General features: G+C 72.5%; 23 protein-coding genes and 1 riboswitch. Of the genes, 11 read left to right on the plus strand and 12 right to left on the minus strand.

Annotated features, from left to right (window positions below):
- The first annotated feature begins 205 nt into the window (after positions 1–205).
- Positions 206–475, plus strand: coding sequence for a bacterioferritin-associated ferredoxin (locus tag ACFV2J_RS31120; protein WP_385085424.1), 270 nt, complete (start codon positions 206–208; stop codon positions 473–475).
- 25 nt (positions 476–500) lie between these two features.
- Here ACFV2J_RS31120 and bfr read toward each other — a convergent pair whose 3' ends face one another.
- A complete protein-coding gene (bfr, locus tag ACFV2J_RS31125; protein ID WP_356139890.1) occupies positions 501–980 on the minus strand; it encodes a bacterioferritin in 480 nt (159 codons plus the stop codon).
- Positions 981–1,137: 157 nt separating this feature from the next.
- On the opposite strand from bfr, the gene ACFV2J_RS31130 reads away from it, so the two are divergent.
- A complete protein-coding gene (locus tag ACFV2J_RS31130; RefSeq protein WP_385085422.1) occupies positions 1,138–1,770 on the plus strand; it encodes a sulfite oxidase-like oxidoreductase in 633 nt (210 codons plus the stop codon).
- Positions 1,771–1,793: 23 nt separating this feature from the next.
- Here ACFV2J_RS31130 and ACFV2J_RS31135 read toward each other — a convergent pair whose 3' ends face one another.
- The 6 genes from ACFV2J_RS31135 to thiO form a co-directional block, all read right to left on the minus strand.
- A complete protein-coding gene (locus ACFV2J_RS31135; RefSeq protein WP_385085420.1) occupies positions 1,794–2,288 on the minus strand; it encodes a DUF4396 domain-containing protein in 495 nt (164 codons plus the stop codon).
- 94 nt (positions 2,289–2,382) lie between these two features.
- Positions 2,383–3,261: a deoxyribonuclease IV gene (locus ACFV2J_RS31140; RefSeq protein ID WP_385085428.1), complete on the minus strand. Its 879-nt coding sequence runs from the start codon at positions 3,259–3,261 to the stop codon at positions 2,383–2,385.
- A gap of 91 nt (positions 3,262–3,352) precedes the next feature.
- Positions 3,353–5,302 (minus strand): Stk1 family PASTA domain-containing Ser/Thr kinase, encoded by a 1,950-nt coding sequence (gene pknB, locus ACFV2J_RS31145; protein WP_385085418.1) that lies wholly within the window; start codon positions 5,300–5,302, stop codon positions 3,353–3,355.
- Positions 5,303–5,511: 209 nt separating this feature from the next.
- Entirely contained in the window at positions 5,512–6,306 is a 795-nt protein-coding gene (locus ACFV2J_RS31150; protein ID WP_385085416.1) for a thiazole synthase, read from the minus strand.
- 2 nt (positions 6,307–6,308) lie between these two features.
- Positions 6,309–6,509, minus strand: coding sequence for a sulfur carrier protein ThiS (gene thiS, locus ACFV2J_RS31155; protein WP_385085414.1), 201 nt, complete (start codon positions 6,507–6,509; stop codon positions 6,309–6,311).
- Positions 6,506–7,684 (minus strand): glycine oxidase ThiO, encoded by a 1,179-nt coding sequence (gene thiO / locus ACFV2J_RS31160; protein WP_385085413.1) that lies wholly within the window; start codon positions 7,682–7,684, stop codon positions 6,506–6,508. Before thiO ends, thiS begins: the two co-directional genes overlap by 4 nt.
- Positions 7,682–7,793, minus strand: a riboswitch (TPP riboswitch). Its footprint overlaps the gene before it by 3 nt.
- A 52-nt stretch (positions 7,794–7,845) precedes the next feature.
- On the opposite strand from thiO, the gene ACFV2J_RS31165 reads away from it, so the two are divergent.
- From ACFV2J_RS31165 to ACFV2J_RS31190, 6 genes are all read left to right on the plus strand, one after another.
- Positions 7,846–8,181 (plus strand): hypothetical protein, encoded by a 336-nt coding sequence (locus ACFV2J_RS31165; protein ID WP_385085411.1) that lies wholly within the window; start codon positions 7,846–7,848, stop codon positions 8,179–8,181.
- A gap of 115 nt (positions 8,182–8,296) precedes the next feature.
- Entirely contained in the window at positions 8,297–9,529 is a 1,233-nt protein-coding gene (locus tag ACFV2J_RS31170; protein ID WP_385441759.1) for an NAD(P)/FAD-dependent oxidoreductase, read from the plus strand.
- A gap of 291 nt (positions 9,530–9,820) precedes the next feature.
- Positions 9,821–10,186, plus strand: coding sequence for an Rv2175c family DNA-binding protein (locus tag ACFV2J_RS31175; RefSeq protein WP_385085407.1), 366 nt, complete (start codon positions 9,821–9,823; stop codon positions 10,184–10,186).
- Between the two features lie 95 nt (positions 10,187–10,281).
- Positions 10,282–10,926 (plus strand): thiamine phosphate synthase, encoded by a 645-nt coding sequence (gene thiE, locus ACFV2J_RS31180; RefSeq protein ID WP_385441762.1) that lies wholly within the window; start codon positions 10,282–10,284, stop codon positions 10,924–10,926.
- A 155-nt stretch (positions 10,927–11,081) separates the two neighbouring features.
- Positions 11,082–12,005 (plus strand): methylenetetrahydrofolate reductase [NAD(P)H], encoded by a 924-nt coding sequence (gene metF, locus ACFV2J_RS31185; RefSeq protein WP_385085403.1) that lies wholly within the window; start codon positions 11,082–11,084, stop codon positions 12,003–12,005.
- 56 nt (positions 12,006–12,061) lie between these two features.
- Complete coding sequence (locus ACFV2J_RS31190) at positions 12,062–13,078, plus strand: hypothetical protein (protein WP_385085401.1); 1,017 nt, start codon at positions 12,062–12,064, stop codon at positions 13,076–13,078.
- A gap of 86 nt (positions 13,079–13,164) precedes the next feature.
- Here the strand turns inward: ACFV2J_RS31190 and ACFV2J_RS31195 are convergent, their stop codons facing one another.
- The 5 genes from ACFV2J_RS31195 to ACFV2J_RS31215 form a co-directional block, all read right to left on the minus strand.
- On the minus strand, positions 13,165–14,685 hold the full coding sequence (locus tag ACFV2J_RS31195; RefSeq protein WP_385441766.1) for a phytoene desaturase family protein: 1,521 nt from the start codon (positions 14,683–14,685) through the stop codon (positions 13,165–13,167).
- 56 nt (positions 14,686–14,741) lie between these two features.
- Complete coding sequence (locus tag ACFV2J_RS31200; RefSeq protein ID WP_385085397.1) at positions 14,742–15,356, minus strand: DUF4126 domain-containing protein; 615 nt, start codon at positions 15,354–15,356, stop codon at positions 14,742–14,744.
- Between the two features lie 384 nt (positions 15,357–15,740).
- A complete protein-coding gene (locus tag ACFV2J_RS31205) occupies positions 15,741–16,367 on the minus strand; it encodes a TetR/AcrR family transcriptional regulator (RefSeq protein ID WP_385085395.1) in 627 nt (208 codons plus the stop codon).
- Between the two features lie 11 nt (positions 16,368–16,378).
- Complete coding sequence (locus ACFV2J_RS31210) at positions 16,379–18,463, minus strand: YhgE/Pip family protein (protein WP_385085393.1); 2,085 nt, start codon at positions 18,461–18,463, stop codon at positions 16,379–16,381.
- Complete coding sequence (locus tag ACFV2J_RS31215) at positions 18,435–19,277, minus strand: ATP-binding cassette domain-containing protein (protein WP_385085391.1); 843 nt, start codon at positions 19,275–19,277, stop codon at positions 18,435–18,437. The genes ACFV2J_RS31210 and ACFV2J_RS31215 overlap by 29 nt, the downstream gene beginning before the upstream one ends.
- Before the next feature lie 165 nt (positions 19,278–19,442).
- On the opposite strand from ACFV2J_RS31215, the gene ACFV2J_RS31220 reads away from it, so the two are divergent.
- The 3 genes from ACFV2J_RS31220 to ACFV2J_RS31230 all read left to right on the plus strand — a co-directional run bounded on the left by ACFV2J_RS31220 (position 19,443) and on the right by ACFV2J_RS31230 (position 21,815).
- Positions 19,443–19,982, plus strand: coding sequence for an SAV_6107 family HEPN domain-containing protein (locus ACFV2J_RS31220; protein WP_385085389.1), 540 nt, complete (start codon positions 19,443–19,445; stop codon positions 19,980–19,982).
- 391 nt (positions 19,983–20,373) lie between these two features.
- Entirely contained in the window at positions 20,374–21,144 is a 771-nt protein-coding gene (locus ACFV2J_RS31225) for a methyltransferase (RefSeq protein ID WP_385085387.1), read from the plus strand.
- 275 nt (positions 21,145–21,419) lie between these two features.
- Positions 21,420–21,815 (plus strand): DUF3040 domain-containing protein, encoded by a 396-nt coding sequence (locus ACFV2J_RS31230; RefSeq protein WP_153291062.1) that lies wholly within the window; start codon positions 21,420–21,422, stop codon positions 21,813–21,815.
- Positions 21,816–21,977 lie beyond the last annotated feature (162 nt).

Genomic DNA, 21,977 nt, shown 5'->3' on the forward strand with positions numbered 1-21,977 from the left:
CACTCCCTGCACTTCTTGTCCGCCTTTTTTACCGGCAACAATTAAGGGTGGTTTTTTTTTCCTTCCTTGGGGGTGGGTGGGGGGGGGGCCGAAACCACACCCCCCCCCCCCCCCTTCGCGCTTTTCCGGAACAGGGGTGGCGGGTAAGGTTAGGTTAGCCTCACCGTTCATCGGGAGGGCATGACCTGTCGACCCCGGCCCGGAGGTGAACCGCGTGTACGTCTGCAGCTGCTTCGGTGTCACCGAGGCGCAGGTGAAGAAGCACGCGGAGGACGGCGCCTGCACCCCGCGCCAGATCGCGTCGGTGAGCAAGGCGGGCACGGACTGCGGTTCGTGCGTCCGCCAGATCCAGTCCCTGCTGGGCCGCGGCGCCTGCCCGCGCCGGGAGCTCGCGGACCAGGGCAGGCCGGCCCTCGCGGAGCTCTCCGGTCTCGCGGGTCACCCGGTGCCCGCGGTGACGGCCGAGGCCGCCTAGTCCCGCCACCGGTCCCGCCGCCGGGTCAGCTCTCCGGCTGCTCGATCAGCTGTGCGATGTAGAGCGCCTCACCGAGCTTCTCCACCAGCTCCAGCTGGGTGTCCAGATAGTCGATGTGGTGCTCCTCGTCCTCGAGGATCGACTCGAAGATGTTCGCGGACGTGATGTCGCCCTTGGCGCGCATCACCTCGATCCCGCGCTTGAGGCGGTCGATCGCCTCGACCTCCACCTGCCGGTCGGCCTGGAACATCTCGGTCACGGTCTGCCCCACCCGGACGTGGAACAGCCGCTGGTAGTTGGGCAGGCCCTCCAGGAAGAGGATGCGGTCGGTGAGTACCTCCGCGTGCTTCATCTCGTCGAAGGACTCGTGCCGCGTGTACTTCGCGAGTTTCGTCCAGCCGAAGTTCTCCTGCATCTTCGCGTGCAGGAAGTACTGGTTGATCGCGGTCAGCTCGCCGGTGAGCTGCTCGTTGAGGAACTCGATGACCTCGGGGTCGCCCTGCATCGCAGAGGCTCCTTCCAAGCGGGGGGAACTGGGCAGGTTGCGCCGCATCCTCGCATCGGCACCCCAGGTCGTCCAGTAAGTGCATGCTTAGTAGGAGTTGCCCCCATAGGGGCTGTGCTGGTCATGGACACCGTCCCGGGTCTGTCAGGATGGAGTCATGGGTCAGCCGGTGGAGCGAGGAACGGGAGCGGCGGCACAGTCGGAGCTTCCGCCGGGGCAACGCCTGCAACGTGGCTGGCCCGTCACGCACTACGGTCCGGTACCCAAGTTCCGCCCCGAACGCTGGGAGTTCAGGGTCTTCGGGGCCACCGCCGACGGCGAGAAGCACTGCTGGACCCACGAGGAGTTCACGGCCCTTCCGTACACCTCGGTCATGGCCGATCTGCACTGTGTCACGAAGTTCAGCATGCTCGGGGCCGAATGGGGCGGCATCCCCGCGCGCGCGATCCTGGAGATCGCCCCGCCCTCGCCCGCCGTCACCCATGTGATGGTCTGGGCCGAGTACGGGTTCAGCTCGAACCTGCGCCTCGACGACTTCGCCTCCGACCGCACGATCTTCGCCACCCACAAGGACGGCGAACTGCTGACGGCGGAGCACGGGTTCCCGCTCCGTCTGGTCGTCCCGCACCTCTACGCCTGGAAGGGGCCCAAGTGGGTCCGCGGCGTCGAGTACATGACGGCCGACCGCCGCGGATTCTGGGAGGAACGCGGCTACCACAACATCGGTGACCCGTGGCGCGAGCAGCGCTACTCGTACCAGGAGGAGCCGGGGGACGGCCCCGAGCTCTGACCCGGCGCGCGCGGGCGCGTGCGTCAGTGGTGGTAGCGGTGCACCACGGCGTGGCCCTTGCCGCGGCCGATCATCCACCGGTTGACCGGGGTGGTCACCACGAAGGCGACGGTCAGGGAGACGGCCAGCGCGCCCCAGAACAGCAGGTCGTCGAGGTGCGCGTCCATCGCGTCCGGCCACAGCGCGATCACGCCGTTGTCGATCAGCTCCATCACCGCGATGGACAGGGTGTCGGCGGCGAACGCGACCCGCAGGGCGGCCCCGAGGTCCACGCCGGCCCCGAGCACTCCGCGCAGCGTGAGCGAGTAGCCGAAGACGAAGGCGAGGACGATCGCCAGGATCATCGTCGGCACGTTGCCCCAGCCGAGCGCGGTGCCCACCACCATGCCGAGCACCTCACCGATCGCGCAGCCGGTGAGGCAGTGCAGGGTGGCCTGTGCAGCCGCGGACCAGGTGACCCCGCCCATGGCGTGGGTGTGGGCGTGCGTCTCGGAGCTGGTGTGCGTGTCGTGCCGCATGAGTGGCCCCCGGAGTGAAGGTGACGGTCCCCGTACGAGCGGAACCGTCCACTTCCAACCACATACCCCTAGGGGGTATTCCCCACCCGCGGGATCAGCCGTCGCGCAGCTTCTTCAGCCGTTCCACGTCGGCCGCGTGCCCCTCCTTGCCGCCGGGCGTCTCGATGATCAGCGGTACGCCCTCGGTGGCGGGGTGGGTCATCAGCGCGCGGAACGGGTCCTCGCCGATGTGGCCGGAGCCGATGTTCTCGTGGCGGTCCTTGTGGGCGCCGACCACGTCCTTGGAGTCGTTGGCGTGGATCAGCCTGAGCCGCCCCTCGCCGACCGTGTCCACCAGCAGGTCCAGGGTCCGGTGCATCCCGTCCGGCCCGGTCAGGTCGTGGCCCGCCGCGTAGATGTGGCAGGTGTCGAGACAGATCCCCAGCTTCGGATGGGCGTCCAGTGCCTCGAAGTACGGCCCGAAGTCCCCGGCGCGCGAGCACAGCGAGGCGCCCTGGCCCGCGGTCGACTCCAGGAGGAGGTACGGGTCGTCGTCGTGGGTCAGCTCGTCCAGCAGCGGCAGCAGGTGTGCGCGCACCTGTGCGAGGGCCACCGCGCGCTCCCGGCCCCCGGTGGCGCTCCCCGTGTGCACGACCACGCCGAGCGCGCCGATCTCCCGGCCCCGGCGCAGCGAGTGACGCAGTGACTCCACCGACCGCTCGGCCGTCGCCGCGGTGTGCGAACCGAAGTTGATCAGATACGGGGCGTGCACGTAGGCGGGGATCGAGCCTTCCGTGCAGGCCGCGCGGAACTCCTCGTCCTGCTTCGGGTTCCCGGCCGGTGTCGCCCAGCCGCGCGGGTTGGCGACGAAGACCTGGACGGTCTCCGCGCCCATCTCGCGCGCGTAGGCCAGACCGACGGAGTGGAGGCCGCCGGCCACGGGGACATGGCCGCCGACGGGGTTGCGGAGCTGCTTGCTGGTCACACCCTTCAGGGTGTCACGCGCTCCGGCGCACCCTGTCGGCGGACCTTCGGGGTCCGCTCGGCGGCCCGCCCCGGACCGCTTCCTCGGGTTCCGGACCGGCTCAGCGGATCTCGATGGTGATGGTCGACCCCTTGGGCGCGGTCTTGCCGCCGTCCACCGACTGGTTCTTGACGTGGTCCCCGAAGAGCCCGAGCAGTCCACGGTCCTCGTTGACCCCGAACCCCGCGTCCTCCAGTGCCTTCGTCGCGTCGTCCACGCTGTCGCCCACCACGTCCGGGACCTCGACCATCTCGGGGCCCTTGGACACCGTCAGGGTGACGGTGTCGCCCGTGGCGGCCTCGCTGCCCGCGTCCGGCGACTGCTGGGCGACCTGCCCCTTGTCGAACTCCGAGGTGACCCGCTGGGCGGCGATCCGCACCTTCAGACCGGCCTGTTCGAGCTCCGCCGTGGCGTCCTCGACGGACGTCCCCGTGACGTCGGCGACCTCCACAGGACTGCCCTTGCTGACGACGAGGGCGATGGCCGAACCGGCGTGCCGCCGCGTGCCGGCGTCCGGTTCCGTACGGATCACCGAACCCTTGAGCACGTCCTGGCTGAACTCCCGGGTGATCATTCCCGCGGCGAGCCCTTCGTCCCCCAGCACCTCCCGCGCCTTGGACAGCGTGAAGCCCTTCAGGTCGGGCACCCGCACCGTCTTCGGGCCGTCCGACACGGTCAGCGACACGGAGTCGTGGTCACGGATCCGCGCGCCGGGCTGCGGATCACTGCTGATCACCGTGCCGCGCTTCACGGTGTCGCTGTACGCGTGCTCGACCCGCCCGACGTCGAGACCGGCCGCTTCGATCCGCGACCTGGCCTGCGTCTCGGTCTTCGCCAGCAGCAGCGGGACCCTGGTGAACTGACCGGAGTTGATGTACCAGACGCCCGCGCCGAGGCCGAGCGCCAGCAGGATCGCGGTGACGATCACGATCGTTCCGCGCCGGGGGCGTGAGCCGCGCCGCCGTACGGGCGGCTCGGAGGCCGCCAGACCGGTCTGCTCGAACCGGCTGGTCCGGTTGAGCGCGTCGGCCCCGCCGGCCCCCTCGTCCTCGTTCACCGGCAGCAGACGCGGCACGGACAGTGAGCGCGGGATCACGCTCGTACGGTCCTCCGCGTTGTCGTGGCCCGCGGTGACGGCCTGCGGCGGGACGGCGTCGAGCTGTTCGGCGCTGAGCCCGGCCCGCGCCTCCAGCACCTGGCCGAGCAGCGTCACCGCGTCGTGCGGGCGCATCCCGGGGTCGCGGGCGGTGGCCGCGGCGACCAGCCGGTCGAGCGCGAAGGGCATGCCCGGCACGGCGGCCGACGGCGGCGGCACGTCCGCGTGCAGATGCTGGTAGAGCACCTGGGCGGGGGAGTCACCGGAGTGCGGCTTGCCACCCGTGAGCATCTCGTAGAGGACGACTCCACAGGCGTACACGTCCACTCGGGCGTCGGCGCTGCCGTGCTCGATCTGCTCGGGTGCGAGATACGACACCGTGCCGAGGACGGACCCCGTCGTCTGCGTGACGGTGTCCACGGCCCGTACGAGGCCGAAATCCGCCACCTTGACCCGGCCGTCGTCCCCTATCAGGACGTTCTCCGGCTTCATGTCGCGGTGCACGAACCCGGCGCGGTGCGCGGCGCCGAGCGCGGCGAGCACCGGCTCCAGGACGTCCAGCGCGGCCCGCGGCTGGAGCGCCCCGCGCTCGCGCAGCACGTCGCGCAGGGTGCATCCCGCCACGTACTCCATGGCCAGATAGACGTACGACCCGTCCGCCCCCTGGTCGAAGACCTGCACCACGTTGGGGTGGGCGAGCCGGGCCACCGACTTGGCCTCACGTATGAACCGCTCGACGAACGAGACGTCGGCGGCCAGCGTCGGGTGCATCACCTTGAGCGCGAGCACACGGTCCAGGCGCGTGTCCAGGGCCCTGTAGACCGTGGCCATCCCGCCGACCGCGATCCGGGCGTCGACGCGATAGCGGCCGTCGAGCATCTGCCCGACAAGCGGGTCCTGAAGGGTCGTATCCACGCAGGCGAGTCTACGAGCCGTCGCCGCCGGCCCCCACCTTTCCGGTCCGTACCGGGGCGGGACTGCAGCCGACCTGTGACGCACATCGCGCCGAAGAGGTGACGCGGGGCGCTCCGCCGACGGCGGGCCCCCCACCCCGGGCCCCGCTCGTTCCGCCTGGCCGGAAACAGCCGCGCGCGACCGACGGGAGGTGCTCGTGAGGACCCGCCCTAGAAGGCAGGCCGCTCCGGATCCAGCCGCGCCAGTCCCTCCGCGGGAGAGGACGCCGAGGCGAAGTGCCGCCGCGGAATCCGCCCGGCACGTCGCGCCAGACGCCCCGCCTCCACGGCATGCCTCATGCCCTCCGCCATCAGCACCGGCTCCTGCGCCCGCGTCACGGCCGAGGCGAGCATCACCCCGGCACACCCCAGCTCCATCGCCAGCGCCGCGTCCGACGCCGTACCGGCCCCCGCGTCGAGGATCACCGGCACGCGCGCGTGCTCCACGATCAGCTCGAAGTTGTGCGGGTTGCGGATCCCCAGGCCCGAGCCGATGGGTGAGCCGAGCGGCATGACCGCCGCGCACCCGACGTCCTCCAGCTTCCGTGCGAGCACGGGGTCGTCGTTCGTGTACGGCAGCACCGTGAACCCGTCGTCGACCAGCGTCTCCGCGGCGTCGAGCAGCTCGATCGGGTCGGGCAGCAGGGTGCGCTCGTCGGCGATGACCTCCAGCTTGACCAGGTCGGTGCCGAGCGCCTCCCGTGCGAGCCGCGCGGTCAGCACGGCCTCGCCCGCGGTGAAGCACCCCGCCGTGTTCGGCAGCACCCGGATGCCGAGCCGGTCGAGCACGGACAGGACGGAGCCGTGCGCCGTGGGATCCACCCGGCGCATCGCGACCGTCGTCAGCTCCGTCCCGGACGCCACCAGCGAGCGTTCCAGCACGTCGAGGCTGGGCGCACCCCCCGTCCCCATGATCAGCCGGGAGGAGAGGGACATCCCTCCGAGGACGAACGGATCGTCGGCCATGGTCAGCCTCCTTGGACAGCGGTGAGGACTTCGACGCGGTCGCCCTCGCGCAGGGACGTGGACGACCACCGGGTGCGCGGGACGACGGTCTCGTTCAGCGCGGCGGCGACACCGGAGGGCGCCGCGGTGAGGGTGGCGACGAGCGTGTCGAGGGCGGTGTCCGCGGCGACGAGCCGGTGCTCGCCGTTGACGAGGATGTTCATACGGGCTGCTCCGTGCGTGTCGGGCTGAACCGGTGGGGTGTGAAGGGACGCGCTTCCTCGGGGAGCTCCCCCGAGGTGAGGACGTGCGCCATGACGTCTCCGGTGACGGGGGTGAGCAGCACGCCGTTGCGGTGGTGGCCGGTGGCCAGCAGCAGTCCGTCGAGCCCGGTCGGGCCGAGCAGCGGGGCGTTGTCGGGGGAGCCGGGGCGCAGTCCGGCCCGTGTCTCGGTGAGCGGCAGTTCGGTGATCCCTGGCACCAGCTCATGGGCGTCGCGCAGCAGTTCGTACACCCCGCCCGCGGTCACGGTGGTGTCCCAGCCCAGCTCCTCGCTGGTCGCGCCGACGACGAGCTCGCCGCTCTCGCGCGGCACCAGATAGACCTGGCCGCCGCGGACCACGGCGCGCACGGTGCGGCTCAGGAAGGGCGCGTACCGCTTCGGCACGGTCAGCCTCAGCACCTGCCCCTTCACCGGGCGCACGGGCGGCCGCACGTCGTCGGGCACGCCCTTGAGCCTCGCGCTGAGACTGCCCGCGGCCAGCACCACCTGCGTCGCCCCCAGCACGTCGCCGCCCGTGGTGACGATCCCGGTGGCCCGCTCCCGGACCACCGTCAGCCGCTCCGCCCAGGTCCGGTGGAACACCACCCCGGCCCGCTCGCACGCCGTGACCAGGGCCTTCGCGAGGCGGCGCGGGTCGATCTGATGGTCGCCGTCGACGCGCAGACCGCCACGGACACCGGGCGCGAGCATCGGCTCCAGCCGGCGGCACTCGCGGCCGCTGAGCCACTCCGAGTCGAGCCCCGAACGGTTCTGCAGCGCGTGCAGTTCCCGCAGATGGGCGCGGTCGTCGGAGTCCAGGGCGACGGCCAGCGTGCCGCACCGGCGGTAGCCGAGGTCCTGGCCCGTCGCCTCGGTGAGCTCGGCGACGAAGTCCGGATAGCGGCGCGCGGAGGCGAGGTTCAGACCCAGCAGGGTCTGCTCGCCGTAGTGCAGTTCGGTGACGGCCGCGAGCATTCCCGCGGCGACCTGCGCGGCCCCGCCGCCGGGCTCCGGGTCCACGACCGCCGTGGAGAACCCGCGCTGCGCGGCCCGCCAGGCCGTGACCAGCCCGATGATCCCGCCCCCGACCACCAGGACGTCGGACGTGACGGACCTCTCCGCCGGTGTACGCGACATGGGCGTCCAGCCCCTCCCTTCGCCGGCATGACCCGGATCAGGTTCGTACGGTCGGAGGCCGCCAGCCTCCCTCTCAGCCCGGTGCGTCCGGGCTCCCGCGAGTGCTCTACGTTGACCACCCTAGCCCGCCGCCGCACGACTCAGTAAGGGAGCCTCCGCCCATGGCCCGTTCGCTCGACGGCCTCGTCCTCGCCCCCGTCGCCGACCAGGCACCGGGCCAGGTGGGGACCGCGACCCGGTTCACGTACCACGAGGAGAACGGCGGTGTCTGGGCCGAGTACGCGGGCGGGGACGTCGTCCGCGGCCGTCTCGTGGGGACCCGGGAGGGCGACCGCCTCGACTTCCGGTACGTACAGCTGGGACGGGACGGCACGACCTCCGGCGGCCACTGCGTGTCCGTCGTGGTGGAGCTCTCCGACGGCCGGGTGCGGCTGGAGGAGACCTGGGAATGGGAGTCGCGGGCGGGCGGCGGGACGAGCGTGGTGGAACAGATCTGACACGCGGCCGGGACCCCGCCCACCGGACGGACCGGCTGACACCGGGACGCATTGTGGAACAGGTCACCGAGCACGTCCGCTGACTGACGGATTGTCAGTTGTCTATGGTGATCAGGTGAGCGAGCAGACGCAGGGGCAGACGCAGGGGCCGACGGCACGCCGGGTCGTCATCGCGGGCGCGGGCATGGCCGGTGTGCAGACCGCGGTCGCCCTGCGCGAACAGGGCTTCACCGGCGACGTGACACTGATCGGCGCCGAGCCGCACCAGCCCTACGACCGGCCGCCGTTGTCCAAGGCGGTACTGCTGGGCAAGGCCGAGCACTCCGCCTTCGACATCGACTTCGAGGCACTGGGCATCGAACTGAAGCTCGGCTGCGAGGCGCTCGCCCTGCGCCCCGGGGACCATGAACTGGACACCGCCGCGGGACAGGTGCGCTACGACCTCCTGGTCCTGGCGACCGGCGCGGAACCGATCCAGCTCCCCGGCGCGGAGGGCATGCCCGGCGTCCATCTGCTGCGCACCCTCGACGACGCCGAACGGCTGCGCCCGGTGCTCGCGCGGCAGCACGACATCGTGGTGGTCGGGGCGGGCTGGATCGGCGCCGAGTTCGCCACGGCGGCACGCGAGGCCGGGTGCGCGGTGACGGTCGTCGAGGCCGCCGACCGGCCGCTGGCCGGGGCACTGCCCGCCGAGGTGGCCGCGCCGATGGCCGCCTGGTACGCGGACAGCGGGGCCTCGCTGCGCACCCACGCGCGCGTGGAGAGCGTCGAGCCCGGCGCCGTGGTGCTCGACGACGGGTCCCGGGTGCCCGCGGGCGCCGTGGTCGTCGGCATCGGTGCCCGGCCCGCCACCGCCTGGCTGGCCGGTTCGGGCATCGAGCTCGGAGCCCACCGCGAGGTCGTGGCCGACAACCACCTGCGCACCTCCGTGCCGGACGTCTACGCGGTCGGCGACTGCGCGTCCTTCCCCTCGGGCCGGTACGAGGAGCGCCTCCTCGTCCACCACTGGGACAACGCCCTGCAGGGACCGCGCACGGTGGCCGCGAACATCATCGGCGAGGCCCCGGTGGCGTACGACCCGGTCCCGTACTTCTGGTCCGAGCAGTTCGGCCGTTTCGTCCAGTACGTCGGCCATCACGCGCCCGCCGACACGACCGTCTGGCGCGGTGACCCCGCGGGCGCCGCCTGGACGGTCTGCTGGCTGCGCGACTCCCGCCTCGTCGCCCTTCTGGCGGTGGGGCGCCCCCGGGACCTCGCCCAGGGCCGCCGCCTGATCGAGGCGGGCATGCCACTGGACCCGGAGATCCTTTCGGACCACTCACGTCCGCTGAAGGACGCCACGGGCTGAAGGCCGTCACTCGGCTGGGCGGGTGCGCGACGCGAAGGGTGGGGCCGGCCCGCCGGGCGCCCCGCCGGGCGGCGACGGCGGCCGGACGGCCGAGTGCCAGCAGGCCGGGCGCCGCGGGGTCGGGTGCCACGGGGTCGGGCGAGGGAATGCGTCCGGCCGCGCGCCGGGTGCCTCGCGTGCATGCCGCGCCGTGCCGGAAATCGGAGGCTTTCCGCGGTATTCACGCGCTTCTGACGCGGGACGGGCGGCGCTCGGGTACCGAGTGTCAGTCCGGGATGGCAGGCTTGTCCCGTGACCGAGATTGACGCAAAGATCGATGCTCTCGTCCCCGCCTGGCTCACCCTCCCCGACATCGCCGAACAGTTCGGCGTCGAGGTGACCCGCGTCCGGCAGCTGGTCAAGGAAGGCCAGCTGATCGCCGTACGCCGTGGTGAGAACCGCGCGCTGCACGTCCCCGCCGCTTTCGTCGACGAGGACAAGGTCGTCAAGGGCCTCACCGGCACCCTGACGCTCCTGCGGGACGACGGCTTCTCCGACGAAGAGATGCTCGAGTGGCTCTTCACCCCCGACCCGACCCTGCCCGGCACCCCCGCGCAGGCGCTGAGCGAGAATCGTGGCACGGAGGTGAAGCGTCGCGCCCAGGCGCTCGCCGTCTGATCCGACAACACGTCCGGCGTACGGACCACGGCAGGCCCAGGGCCACCCCGGCCGCCGTGGTCCGTACGCACCGCAGCACCACGGGGGACACACGCATGCCCGAGAACGCCGCCCGCCTCGCCGACGCCCGCGTCTACCTGTGCACGGACGCGCGCACCCGCCAGGGCGACCTCGCCGAGTTCCTGGACGCCGTCCTGGCGAACGGCGTCGACATCGTGCAGCTGCGCGACAAGGGCATGGAGGCGGCCGAGGAACTGGAGCACCTCCAGGTCTTCGCGGACGCCTGCGCCCGCCACGGCAAGCTCCTCGCGGTCAACGACCGGGCGGACGTCGCCCACGCGGCCGGCGCCGACGTACTCCATCTGGGCCAGGGCGACCTCCCGGTCCCCGCGGCCCGCGCCATCCTCGGCGACCAGGTGCTGATGGGCCGTTCCACCCACGCGGCGGCGGAGGCCTCGGCCGCCGCCGTCCAGGACGGTGTGGACTACTTCTGCACCGGCCCCTGCTGGCCCACCCCCACCAAGCCCGGCCGTCACGCACCCGGCCTCGACCTGGTCCGCCACACCGCCGCGCTGGGCACCGACCGCCCCTGGTTCGCCATCGGCGGCATCGATCTGGGCAACCTCGACGAGGTGCTGGAGGCGGGCGCCCGCCGTGTCGTCGTCGTCCGCGCGATCACCGGGGCGGACGACCCCGGGGCGGCGGCGTCGGAGTTCGCCAAGCGGCTGCGGCAGGCCTGACCGCCCGCGGCCGGCCCGGCCCACGGCCCGTCCGGCCGACCCGCCGGGCGGTGGCCGTCCCGCCCGCTGTCCGAGGGGTGGACAAGAAGCCGACGAACCGGACAATTCTCGGCTGTTCGGTTGGGTGACCGCCGCCCCCTGGCTAACCTGCGAGTATGGCCCTCGGATCTGCCTCCACCAGGACTGACCGCGCACGCATCGTGAGCGACATGCTCGCGTCCGGCAAGAAGACGTACTCGTTCGAGTTCTCCGCGCCGAAGACCCCCAAGGGCGAGCGGAACCTGTGGAACGCGCTGCGCCGGGTCGAGGCCGTCGCCCCCGACTTCGTCTCCGTGACCTACGGCGCGGGCGGCTCCACCCGTGCCGGCACGGTCAGGGAGACCGAACAGATTGTCGCCGACACCACCCTCACGCCGGTGGCCCACCTCACCGCCGTCAACCACTCCGTGGCCGAGCTGCGCAACATCATCGGCCAGTACGCGGACGCGGGGATCCGGAACATGCTCGCGGTCCGCGGTGACCCGCCCGGCGACCCCATGGGGGACTGGGTCCCGCATCCCCTGGGCCTGACCTACGCGGCCGACCTCGTCCGTCTCATCAAGGAGTCCGGCGACTTCTGCGTCGGCGTCGCCGCCTTCCCCGAGATGCATCCGCGCTCCGCCGACTGGGACACGGACGTCACGCACTTCGTCGACAAGTGCCGCGCCGGCGCGGACTACGCGATCACGCAGATGTTCTTCCAGCCCGAGTCGTACCTGCGGCTGCGCGACCGGGTGGGAGCGGCGGGCTGCGGGACACCGGTGATCCCCGAGGTCATGCCGGTGACGAGTGTGAAGATGCTGGAACGGCTTCCACAGCTCAGTAACGCTTCGTTCCCGGACGTCCTGAAAGAGCGGATCCTCACAGCCAAAGACGATCCGGCGGCTGTACGCTCCATTGGCATCGAGTTCGCGACGGAGTTCTGCGCGAAGCTGCTGGACGAGGGCGTCCCCGGACTGCACTTCATTACGCTGAACAACTCCACGGCGACGCTGGAAATCTACGAGAATCTGGGCCTGCACCACCCACAGCAGGCCTAGACCGGTCGCACCCACGTACGACACACTGCGTAGCGGCCACTGGGAGAGGGGCGTACATGGGCTTGACGGTCCTCTATATCGCTTTCGGCATCGTCGCACTGTGGCTCCTCGGTGAGGTCCTGCTGCAGTACAAGGCGCGGCTGCGCTACCGGCTGCTCGCCTTCGTCGGCTTCGCCGGTGTGGTCCTCGGTGTGCTGATCCCGTCCGTGATCGTCGTCGGTCTGGGTGCGGCCGCCTTCGCGGTCGGCCAGACCTACGTCACGCTGTCGTTCCGGCGCGGCTTCGCGGCCGGCTGGGCGGTGGGCAACCGTCAGGCGGCCGAGCAGGCTCCGGACAAGGGTTCGGGCCGGAGCAAGCGCCGCCGCGGCGAGCCGGACCGCGAGGATGCGGCGCCGGAGGTCTCCGACCTCGAGGCGGAGCAGGAGGCCGCCGAGGGCGCGCGGTATCCGCAGGGCGACGACGACTTCACCCGCGAGGACGACGTCTTCACGCCCGCGCACTCCGACCGGTTCATGCCGACCGGCTCCGGCGACCTCACGGCGACCGGGAACACCGCCGTGTACGAGCCCCAGCCCCTGCCCGACGACACCGGCTCGTACGGCGTCTACAGCGACGCCGCCTACGCGGCCGCCGCGGGTCAGTCCGGACAGCCCTACGCCGCCGCCCCCGCCCAGGACCAGCAGGCCTACGCGTACGACGGTTACTCCGGCTACGACCAGCAGCAGTACGGCTACGACAACGGCCAGCAGCAGCAGTACGCCGCCTACTCCGACCCGTACATCGGCACGCAGACCTACAACGGCGCCGCGTACGACATGACGTACGGCGGCGATCAGCAGTACCCGCAGCAGCAGGGCTACGGCCAGGACCAGTACGCGACCGGCGGCTACGGCGGCGAGACCCCGGCCGGCGGCGTCTGGGTCCCGCAGCAGCGCAGCACCGACGACCAGTACGGCGGCGAACTCCCGCCCGAGCAGCAGTACCCGTACCCGGACAACGGGCAGGGGCACGGGAACGGCCAGGGGAACGGCAACGGGAACGGCACCGGGTTCGACGAGCAGTACCGGTACTGACCGCACTCAGGGGCGGGAGCGGCGCGGGGACGGGACAGGGCCGGTGCGGGTGGCCCCCAGGGCTGTGCCCCGGGGCCCCCTCGAACTCACTGGGAGCCCCGGAAGTCCGGTCCCTCCACGATCAGCCCGGACACCAGGGCACCCGACATCCCCGCGTGCGGAAGGCCACCGCCGGGATGCGCCCAGCCACCGACCGTGAACAGCCCCGGCACGAGGGTGCCGTTCGACGGGTGCAGCAGCCGGCCGGCTGCCGCCGCTAGCGCGGGTGCGGGCACCGCGCCGCCCTCGGCGCCCGTCGCCTCCGCGATGTCGGCCGGGGTGCGGACCTCGTGCCACAGCAGACGCTCACGCACGTCCGGCACGGCGCGCCGGGTGGCGTCGAGCACCCGCTCCACGTCCGCCTCCGACACCCGCAGGCCCGCGGGCACCGTGACCGTCACGGTGACCGCTTCGTGCTCCGTGCCGGGTGCGAGACCGGGGTCGTCCGGGCGGGAGACCGTCACCGTGGGCGCCGTGGGGAATCCGGGACGCTCACCGAAGAGACCCTCCAGCTCCGCCGCGCGGTCGGCCGTGTGCACCACCGTCCGGTGCGCGACCCCCGTGGGGCGCCCGCCGCGCAGCGCCAGCAGCACGGTCAGCCGGCTCGGCACGCCCCGCTGCGGCGCGACCTCGGCACCGCCGCGCAGCGCCGTCCCGGCGACGAGGCGCTCCAGCGTCTCCGGCGCGACACCGGCGACCACGAAGTCCGCGTCCTCGACCGCCGCCGTGGAGCCGTGAGCGGGAGAGGGGCCCTCGGCGAGCTCGACGCCCACCGCCCGTCCGTCCTTCTCCACGATCCGTCCGACCGGCGCCCCGAAGCGGAACTCCACCCTGCGGGCCAGGCACCGCTCGTACACCGCACGCGCCAGCTCCCGCATGCCTCCGCGCACGTACCAGGTGCCGAAGGCGTGCTCCATGTACGGAAGCACCGCCGCGCTCGCCGGGGTGACGCGCGGGTCGAGCCCGTACGCGAGGGCGTGGCTCTCCAGGAGGGCGGCGAGGCGCGGCTCGCGCAGCTCCCACGCGCCGATCTCGGCGAGCGTGCCGGCCCGGCGGGTGCGCAGCAGCCTTCTGTGCGACACCGCGGGGTAGGGCTCGCGGTCGGCGAGCACCTGCCAGTTCGGCCACAGCGGCTCCTCCAGGAGCGGCCGCCGCGTCCGGTCCCAGGCCTCCCGGGCCCGCACCAGGAAGTCGCCCCACCGCTCGCCCGCGCCCTCCCCGAGCGCCTGGTCGAGGGCGGCGACGACACCCGCGCGGGAGGCGTTCGGCAGCGAGACCTCCGTGCCGTCGGCGAAGACATGGCGCGCGGACGGGTCCACCTGGACCAGGTCGACACAGGCCTCCAGCGGCTCCTTGCCCGTCTTGACGAACAGATCGCGCAGGACGGCGGGCACCCGCAGCAGACCCGGGCCCGTGTCGAACACGAAGCCGTCACGCTCGAAGCGGCCCACCGCTCCGCCGTACGTCGACGCGCGCTCGTACACCACCACCCGATGGCCCGCGACGGCCAGCCGGGCGGCGGCCGCCATCGCGCCCATCCCGGCGCCGATCACCGCAATCCGTCCCATGCCAGCGACCCTATCGGCCACCACTGACAGGCCTGGCCGGGGGCGTCCCGCGGAGGTCAGCCGGGGGGTGGCCCGACGTGTGCGGCGAGCCGTCGCTCCTCCCGGCGCTGGGCCCGGCGGCGCAGGAACCGCCGGATCCGGGAGACCAGGAAGAAGAGCGTCAGCAGGCCCGCGAGCAGCAGCACGGCCGCGATGACCGCCGCGGCCACGGGGTGGAACATCGCGAACGTCAGGACCCCGGCGACCCCGAGGTCCTCGGCGATGCTCATGCCGACGTTGCTGAACGGTTCGGGCGAGGTGTTGATCGCCATCCGCGTCCCGGCCTTGACCGCGTGGCTCGCCAGCGCGGTCGAGCCGCCGATCGCGCCCGCCGCCAGATCGGGGAGCGAACCGCTGTGACCGGCGAGCAGCGCACCGACCACCGCCCCCGCCACCGGCCGGACCACGGTGTGCACCGAGTCCCACACGGTGTCCACGTACGGGATCTTGTCGGCGACGGCCTCGCACAGGAAGAGGACGCCCGCCGCGATGAGGACGTCGGGACGCTGCAGGGACTCGGGGACGTCGTCGCTCAGACCGGTCGCGCCGAAGACGCCGAGCAGCAGCACCACCGCGTACGCGTTGATGCCGCTGGCCCAGCCGCTGGTGAAGACCAGGGGGAGTACGGACACGGCAGCGATCGTAACCAGTCGACGACGGTCCGTCCTGGGCATGAGCGCCCAGGAGTAGGTATCCGTACCCAGTGGGAGAGATGAGTACCCGGACGGATGGGGTCCGGCCCGCGTGAACGGGAGAGTGGAGGCACGGAAGGGGGCGCGGCTCCGGCACCGCCGACACGGGGCGGCGGAACGGTTCTCGCGCTCTTGGCCGCTCCTTCCGCCGGCCCGGTCGGCGGGAGTGAGGCACGGGGGACCCGGGGGACGACCGGACGGGGCCCGACGGGGAAACACGGGGGAGTACGGCGAAGCGCCGGTTCGGGGTGGCCCGCGGGGGACGCGGCCACCCCGGACCGGCGCTCTCGCGCGGGTCCGGCCCCGACGGCCCGACGGGGCGTCCTAGCGGCTGCCGCTCACCCGTCCCTGGAGCAGCCGTGAGAGCGCCGCGTGGACGTCGTCCAGGGAACGCTCCGGCTGGAAGGCCTGCCAGTCCAGGGCGGCCACCAGGACCATGCCGACCAGAGCGGCCGCGGTCAGCGGGACGTCGATCTCGTCGCTGAGCTCTCCGCCCGTCACGCCTTCGCGCAGCACGTCCTCGACGACCGCGACCGCCTCCCGCCTGACCACCATGAGCGTGGACTGCCAGGCCCGGTTGGTGCGCCACACCTCGGCCACGTACAGCTGGGTGAAGGCCGGGTAGCGGTCCATGAAGACGAGCCCGGCCCGGATCATCGCGTCCAGGGCGTCGACTCTCGTCCCGCCCTCGCGCTCGGTGCGTTCCGCCGCTTCGCGCAGGGAGGCGGTGAGGAGTCCCACGCCGTGCCGCAGCAGCTCTTCGAAGAGGACGGCCTTGCTGGCGAAGTTGTAGTAGACGGTGCCTTTGGCGACCCCGGCGCGCTCTGCGATCTCGTCCACGGTGGTGGCGGAGAAACCCTGTTCCGCGATGAGGGTGACGGCCGCCTCGTAGAGCTTCTGCCGGGTGGCCTCGCGGCGACCGCCGCCTGCCGTGGTGCTGCTGCTTTCCATGGCCCTGATTGTCACAGGCTCAGCTCCGGGTGAAGGCGGTCCAGGGTCCACACCTGCCGGTTGCGTGCCGACAGGGCGGTGAGCGCGAGGGCCCCCGCGGTGAACGCCGTGAGGACGGCGCACGCCTGCCAGACCGGTCCCAGGCCGCCGCCGGTGATGAGTCTGCGGAGGGCTTCGACGACATAACTCATCGGCAGGAAGGGGTGGATCGCGTTGAAGAAGCGCGGACTCGTCTGGACGGGGTACGTGCCGCCCGCCGACGTCAGCTGGAGCATCAGGAGGGCCAGCACCAGGATCCGGCCGGCCGCTCCGAAGCGCGCGTTCAGCCACTGGACGACGGCCGCGAAGCACGCCGTCACCAGGAACAGGAAGCCGACCGTCCCGGCCGCCCGCACCATCTCCAGGCCGATCGCCCAGTGCAGCACGGACATCAGGGCCGCGGTCTGAAGCACCCCCAGGGCGGCCACCGGCAGCCAGCCGGCCAGGGCGATGCGCCAGGCCGAGGCGCCGGCCGCGAGCGCCCGCCGGTTGAGGGGCGGGATCAGCATGTAGGCGACCATCGCGCCCACCCACAGCGACAGCGGGATGAAGTACGGGGCGAAGCCGGTGCCGTAGTTGGGCGCCTTGTGCAGGTCCCTGGAGGCTAGCTGGACCGGGTCGGACATGACGTGGGTGCGCCGGTCGCGGTCCTGCCGGTCGTAGTCGGGGATCTTGCCGGCGCCGTCGTGCAGGCCGCCGGCCAGCTTCCCGGAGCCCCCGACGAGCTGGTAGATGCCCCCGTCGAGATCGCTCGCGCCCGTCGTCAGCCGGCCGACACCGGTGTCGAGGTCGGCCGCGCCGGTCCTGGCCGTGCCGAGCCCGGTGTGCAGCCGCTCGGCGCCCGCGGCGACCTTCGCGGCGCCGGAGTCCAGTGCGTTGATCTTGGACACGGCGTCGTCGAGGTCCTCGGAGAGGTGCGGCGAGCGGTCCGCGAGCGCACGGGCCTGCTTCTGGAGTGTGCCCAGGTTCCGGTCGAGCGTGTCGAGATCGCCGCCCTGGTCGTCGATGAGCGTGTCGAGGTCGTCGGCGACCGTGGCCACGTCAGCGGCGGCCTGCTTGGCCTTCTTGAGATCGGGGCAGGCGGGGTCGGGGACCGGCAGGGTCTCGCAGCGCGCCTTGTAGACGGTGTCGAGCACGGTGGAGGCCGTGTGGGCGCCCCTGTCGGCGGCCGGAGCCGCCTCCACCAGGGTGCCGAGGTTGTGGCGGACCGCCGAGGCGGAGTCGGCGACGAGGCGGGCCGTGTCGCCGATCGACTTCTCGTTGGCCTTCAGGAAGGGGCCCACCTTGTCCGCGACGCCGTTGACCTTGGTGGCGAGCGTCCTGGTGCCGTCCGCGACCTGCCGCGAGCCGTCCTCCAGGTCGCCCGCGCCCCGGTCGAGCTTCCGCAGGCCCGTGGAGAGCTTCCCGCTGCCCTTCTCGGCCTCCTCCAGGCCGTCCGCGAGGTCCTTGGAGCCCTTCTTGGCCTTGCCTATCCCGCCCTTGAGCCGGTCGGCCCCCTTGGCGGCCTTCTCGGTCTCCCCGTGGATGTCCGAGAACGAGACGAAGATCTTGTCGAGGAACGAGCGCGACGCCTTCGTGGAGGCCGCGGTGCGCACCTCGCTGAAGACCGTGCGCGAGATCTGCCCGACGATGTAGTTGTTCGCGTCGTTCGTACGCACCTGGAGCGCGCCCGCCTCCGGCGTGTCACCGGAGCTGGAGGCGATCCTGCTGCTGAAGTCGGACGGCATGGTGAGTGACAGGTAGTACGTGCCGTTCTCGACCCCCTTGCGGGCCTCGGCGGCGCTCACCTCGTGCCACTCGAAGGTGTCGCTGTCGCGCAGCCCCTTGGTGATGTCGTCGCCCGCCCTGACCCTGGTGCCTCCGGCCGTCGCCCCCCGGTCGTCGTTGACGAGGGCCACGGGGATGCGGTCGAGACGGCCGTACGGGTCCCAGAAGGACCACAGGTACAGGGCGCCGTAGAGCAGGGGCAGCAGGAGGAGCGCGGCGAGTGCGGCACGCGGGAGCCTGCCCCGGCCGAACCGCCTGAGTTCAAGAGCGGCCAGTTTCGGTGAGCGCATCGGCCGTCTCCTTGTCGTCGGTCGTGTGGGGGTCCGCGGTCTCGCGGGGGGCGGCGGGCTCGCGGGGGTCGGCGGGCCCGTCGGGGTCGTCGCCCGTTCCGGCGGGCTTCCCGGTCCGCGCGGTGGACGTGGACACCGTGACCGCCCCTTCGGGGGCCTCGCTGCACACCGCGACGACGGTGGTGCCGGACGCGGCGATCGACTCCAACAGGGCCCAGGCCTCGGTCCGTTCCGCGTCCGACAGCTTGAGGTCGGTGTCGTCGACGCCGAGCAGCCCCGGGCGGCCGACGAGGGCCAGCGCGACGGACAGCCGCAGGCTTTCGAGCCGCTCCAGATCGCGTACGGCGGTCCGGGACCCCTTGGGCAGGGCCTCCCGGTCCAGCCCCGCCGCGGTCAGCGCGTCGTCGATCCGCCGTTCCGTCTCGGCGGCCCGCGCCGCCCTCGGGCGCCACAGCCCCCGCACGGACCCCCCGAACCGCCTTTGCAGCAGCGCCCGTTCGAGCAGATGCTCGCCGACGGTCAGAGCCGGGTCCAGGTCGGTGACGCCCGGGACGTGGGCGAGCGCGCTCACGCGCCGCACCGCGGCCATCTGCTTCGGCAGGGCCGATCCGCCCACGACGGCGCTCCCCTCGGTGGACCGCATCCGGCCCGTGAGGGCGAGCAGCAGGCACGTCCGGCCGGATCCGGAAGGACCCTCGACGGCGATCAGCGAGCCGGGCTCCGCGGTCACCCCCACTCCGCGGAACGCCCAGCCGCGGGGCCCTTGGAGTCCGAAGCCCGTGGCCGTGACACCTAGTCCGTGCGGACCGTCCACAGCGTCCCCATCCCCTGCATATTTTTGAACTGACTGGTCAGTGCAAAAACTAACGCGAACCTTCGCTCGAAGCAAAGGCGCAGGTCAGAACGGATTGTCAGTGGCATACCTCACGATGGGCACATACGGCCACAGTGCCGTCACACAGACGACAGGAGGTTCGTCATGGCCACCTCTTCCGCAGCAGCCGCCCACCGGCGCCGCGCCACCGGCCCTGCCCCCTCACTGACCGGCCCGGCGGCCGACGTGCATCCCGTTCTCCGCCGGACCACGGCCCCGCCCGCCGCCCTCGACCTGCTGGCCCAGGCCCGCGCCGGACTCGAGGAGGCGGCGGTCCTGGAAACGTCCAACGAGCGCTATGCGACGGCCCACTTGGCCGCCCTGCGCACCGCCGCCGCCGTCCTCGCCGCGCGGGGACGCCCCGAACCCACCCCCCGGCGCCGGGCCCGTATCCGCAGCGCCTGGGAGGTGCTCCCCGAGATCGCGCCCGAACTGACCGAGTGGAGCGCCCTGTTCGCATCCGGAGCCGGCCGCCGCGCCCGAGCCGAGGCCGGCATCCAGGGCGCGGCGGGCAACCGCGACGCCGACGACCTCATACGCGACGTGGCGATGTTCCTGCGCATCGTCGAGCGGATGCTCGTCCTGCAACCCGTCCTGCCCCAGCCACGGCAGGACGGGGGCAGGGGGGTCCCGGACGCCGGCTGACCGCGCGCGGGGGAGGGAGACCAGGACGCGCGCCGTCCGGCACCGGCGCCCGCACCGGCACCGGCGCCGAAGCCGTGGACCGCCTGGAGCGGTGGACCGCACGCCCGCCGTGCGGACCACCGCCTGATCCGGTGTCCGGTCCGTCACCCGACCGCCGTACCTGACCCGCCGGCCGGTTCATGACGTGATCCACGCCGGTTCACGATGTGATGCGACACGTGATCCACCACGTGATCCGGCGGGTGATCCACCACGTGATCCGGCGCGTGAGACGGAGGATCGGGTACGGCGGTGGAGGCAATAGGGTGGAGGCGCCTGATGCCTCCCGACGGGAGGCCCCCCGATCGCTCCGCCCTACCCGAGGCGGTGCCGCGCCGAGGAGTCAACTGCCGTGTCGGACCCGATGCGCCCCCGCGCTTCTCTCCGTACCGCCGTGGTCTGGGAGGTCCTCAAGGACGCCCTCGACCGCCGGGTCAAGGCGACCGGGCGGGAGTCCCTGGACGTGCTCGACACCGGGGGCGGCAGCGGCAACTTCGCGGTGCCCGTGGCCCGCCTCGGCCACCGCGTCACCGTCGTCGACCCCAGCCCGAACGCGCTGTTCGCGCTGGAGCGCCGGGCCGCCGAGGCCGGTGTCGCCGACCGCGTCGAGGGAGTGCAGGGCGACGCCCACGGTCTCTTCGACGTCGTCCGGCGCGGCGGCTACGACGCGGTGCTGTGCCACGGGGTCCTCGAGTACGTGGACGACCCGGCCGAGGGCGTGCGCAACGTGGTGGACGCCCTGCGCCCCGAGGGCGTCCTCAGCCTGCTCGCCGCCGGGCTGGGCGGCGCGGTGATCGCCCGCGCCCTCGCCGGACACTTCAAGGAGGCCCGGCACGCCCTCGCCGACCCGGACGGACGCTGGGGCGAGGGCGACCCCGTGCCCCACCGCTTCACCGCCGAACAGCTCACCGCGCTCGTCGAGGGCGCGGGCCTGCGCGTCGGCGCGGTGCACGGCGTACGGGTCTTCGCGGACCTGGTCCCCGGAGTCCTCGTGGACACCGAACCGGGAGCGCTCGAAGCCCTCCTGAAGCTGGAGGCCGCGGCGGCGGAACTCGCCGCCTTCCACTCCGTGGCCACGCAGCTTCATGTGCTCGGTGAGACGCGAGGGGCGGACGAGGGCTGAGTCGTCCGCCGTGGTGCGCCCCTGATCAGGGGCGGGGCGGCAGATGGAGTACGCCACAGGCCACCCGATCGAGCCCTCGGCGCCGTATGATCGAGGGAGACCGTCCGGCATGACGGGCCGGTCGCTGGGGAATGGACGCCTCAGTGGATCGGGGTGCCATGGCGGGTTCCGGTTGGCGAATTGGCGCAGAGGGGCGGGTTTCACGGGGGCGATTCCCTGCCTATCCTGAAGGGGACCCCCGGTCGCCCCGGCGACTGCACGATGAGGAGGACGCCGTGCCGCTCTCGGAGCACGAGCAGCGAATGCTCGAGCAGATGGAGCGAGCGCTGTACGCCGAAGATCCCAAGTTCGCGACAGCGCTTGAGGGAAGCGGGCTGCGTACGTACACCCGGCGACGGGTCTACCAGGCGGTCGCGGGCTTCCTGGTGGGTATCGCGCTCCTCATGGCCGGAATGGTCGCCGTACAGATCTGGCTGAGCGTGGTGGGTTTTCTTGTCATGCTGGGTTGTGCGGTGCTCGCTGTCACCGGTTGGCGCAAGGCTCCCAAGCCGGGAGAACAACCGGCGACGCCCGGCGCACCCGCCGCGCGTCGCCAGGCCAGACAGCGCCGCTCCATGATGGACCGCATCGAGCAACGATGGCAGCGGCGCCGCGACGAGCAGGGCCAGTAGCAGCAGTGGCCGCCGTGACAATGAGCGGCCGGCCGCAGCCGTAGGACATTGGGGGGGTGGGGGGGGGGGGGCGCGCGCCCCGCGGGCCCCCCCCCCCCCCCCCCCCGCGCGCCCCCCGCCGGCGGCGCCCCCCCCCGCCCCCCCCCCCCCCCGCCGCCGCCC

The sequence above is a fragment of the Streptomyces sp. NPDC059668 genome (assembly GCF_042734135.1).
In the GTDB taxonomy this organism is placed as follows: domain Bacteria; phylum Actinomycetota; class Actinomycetes; order Streptomycetales; family Streptomycetaceae; genus Streptomyces.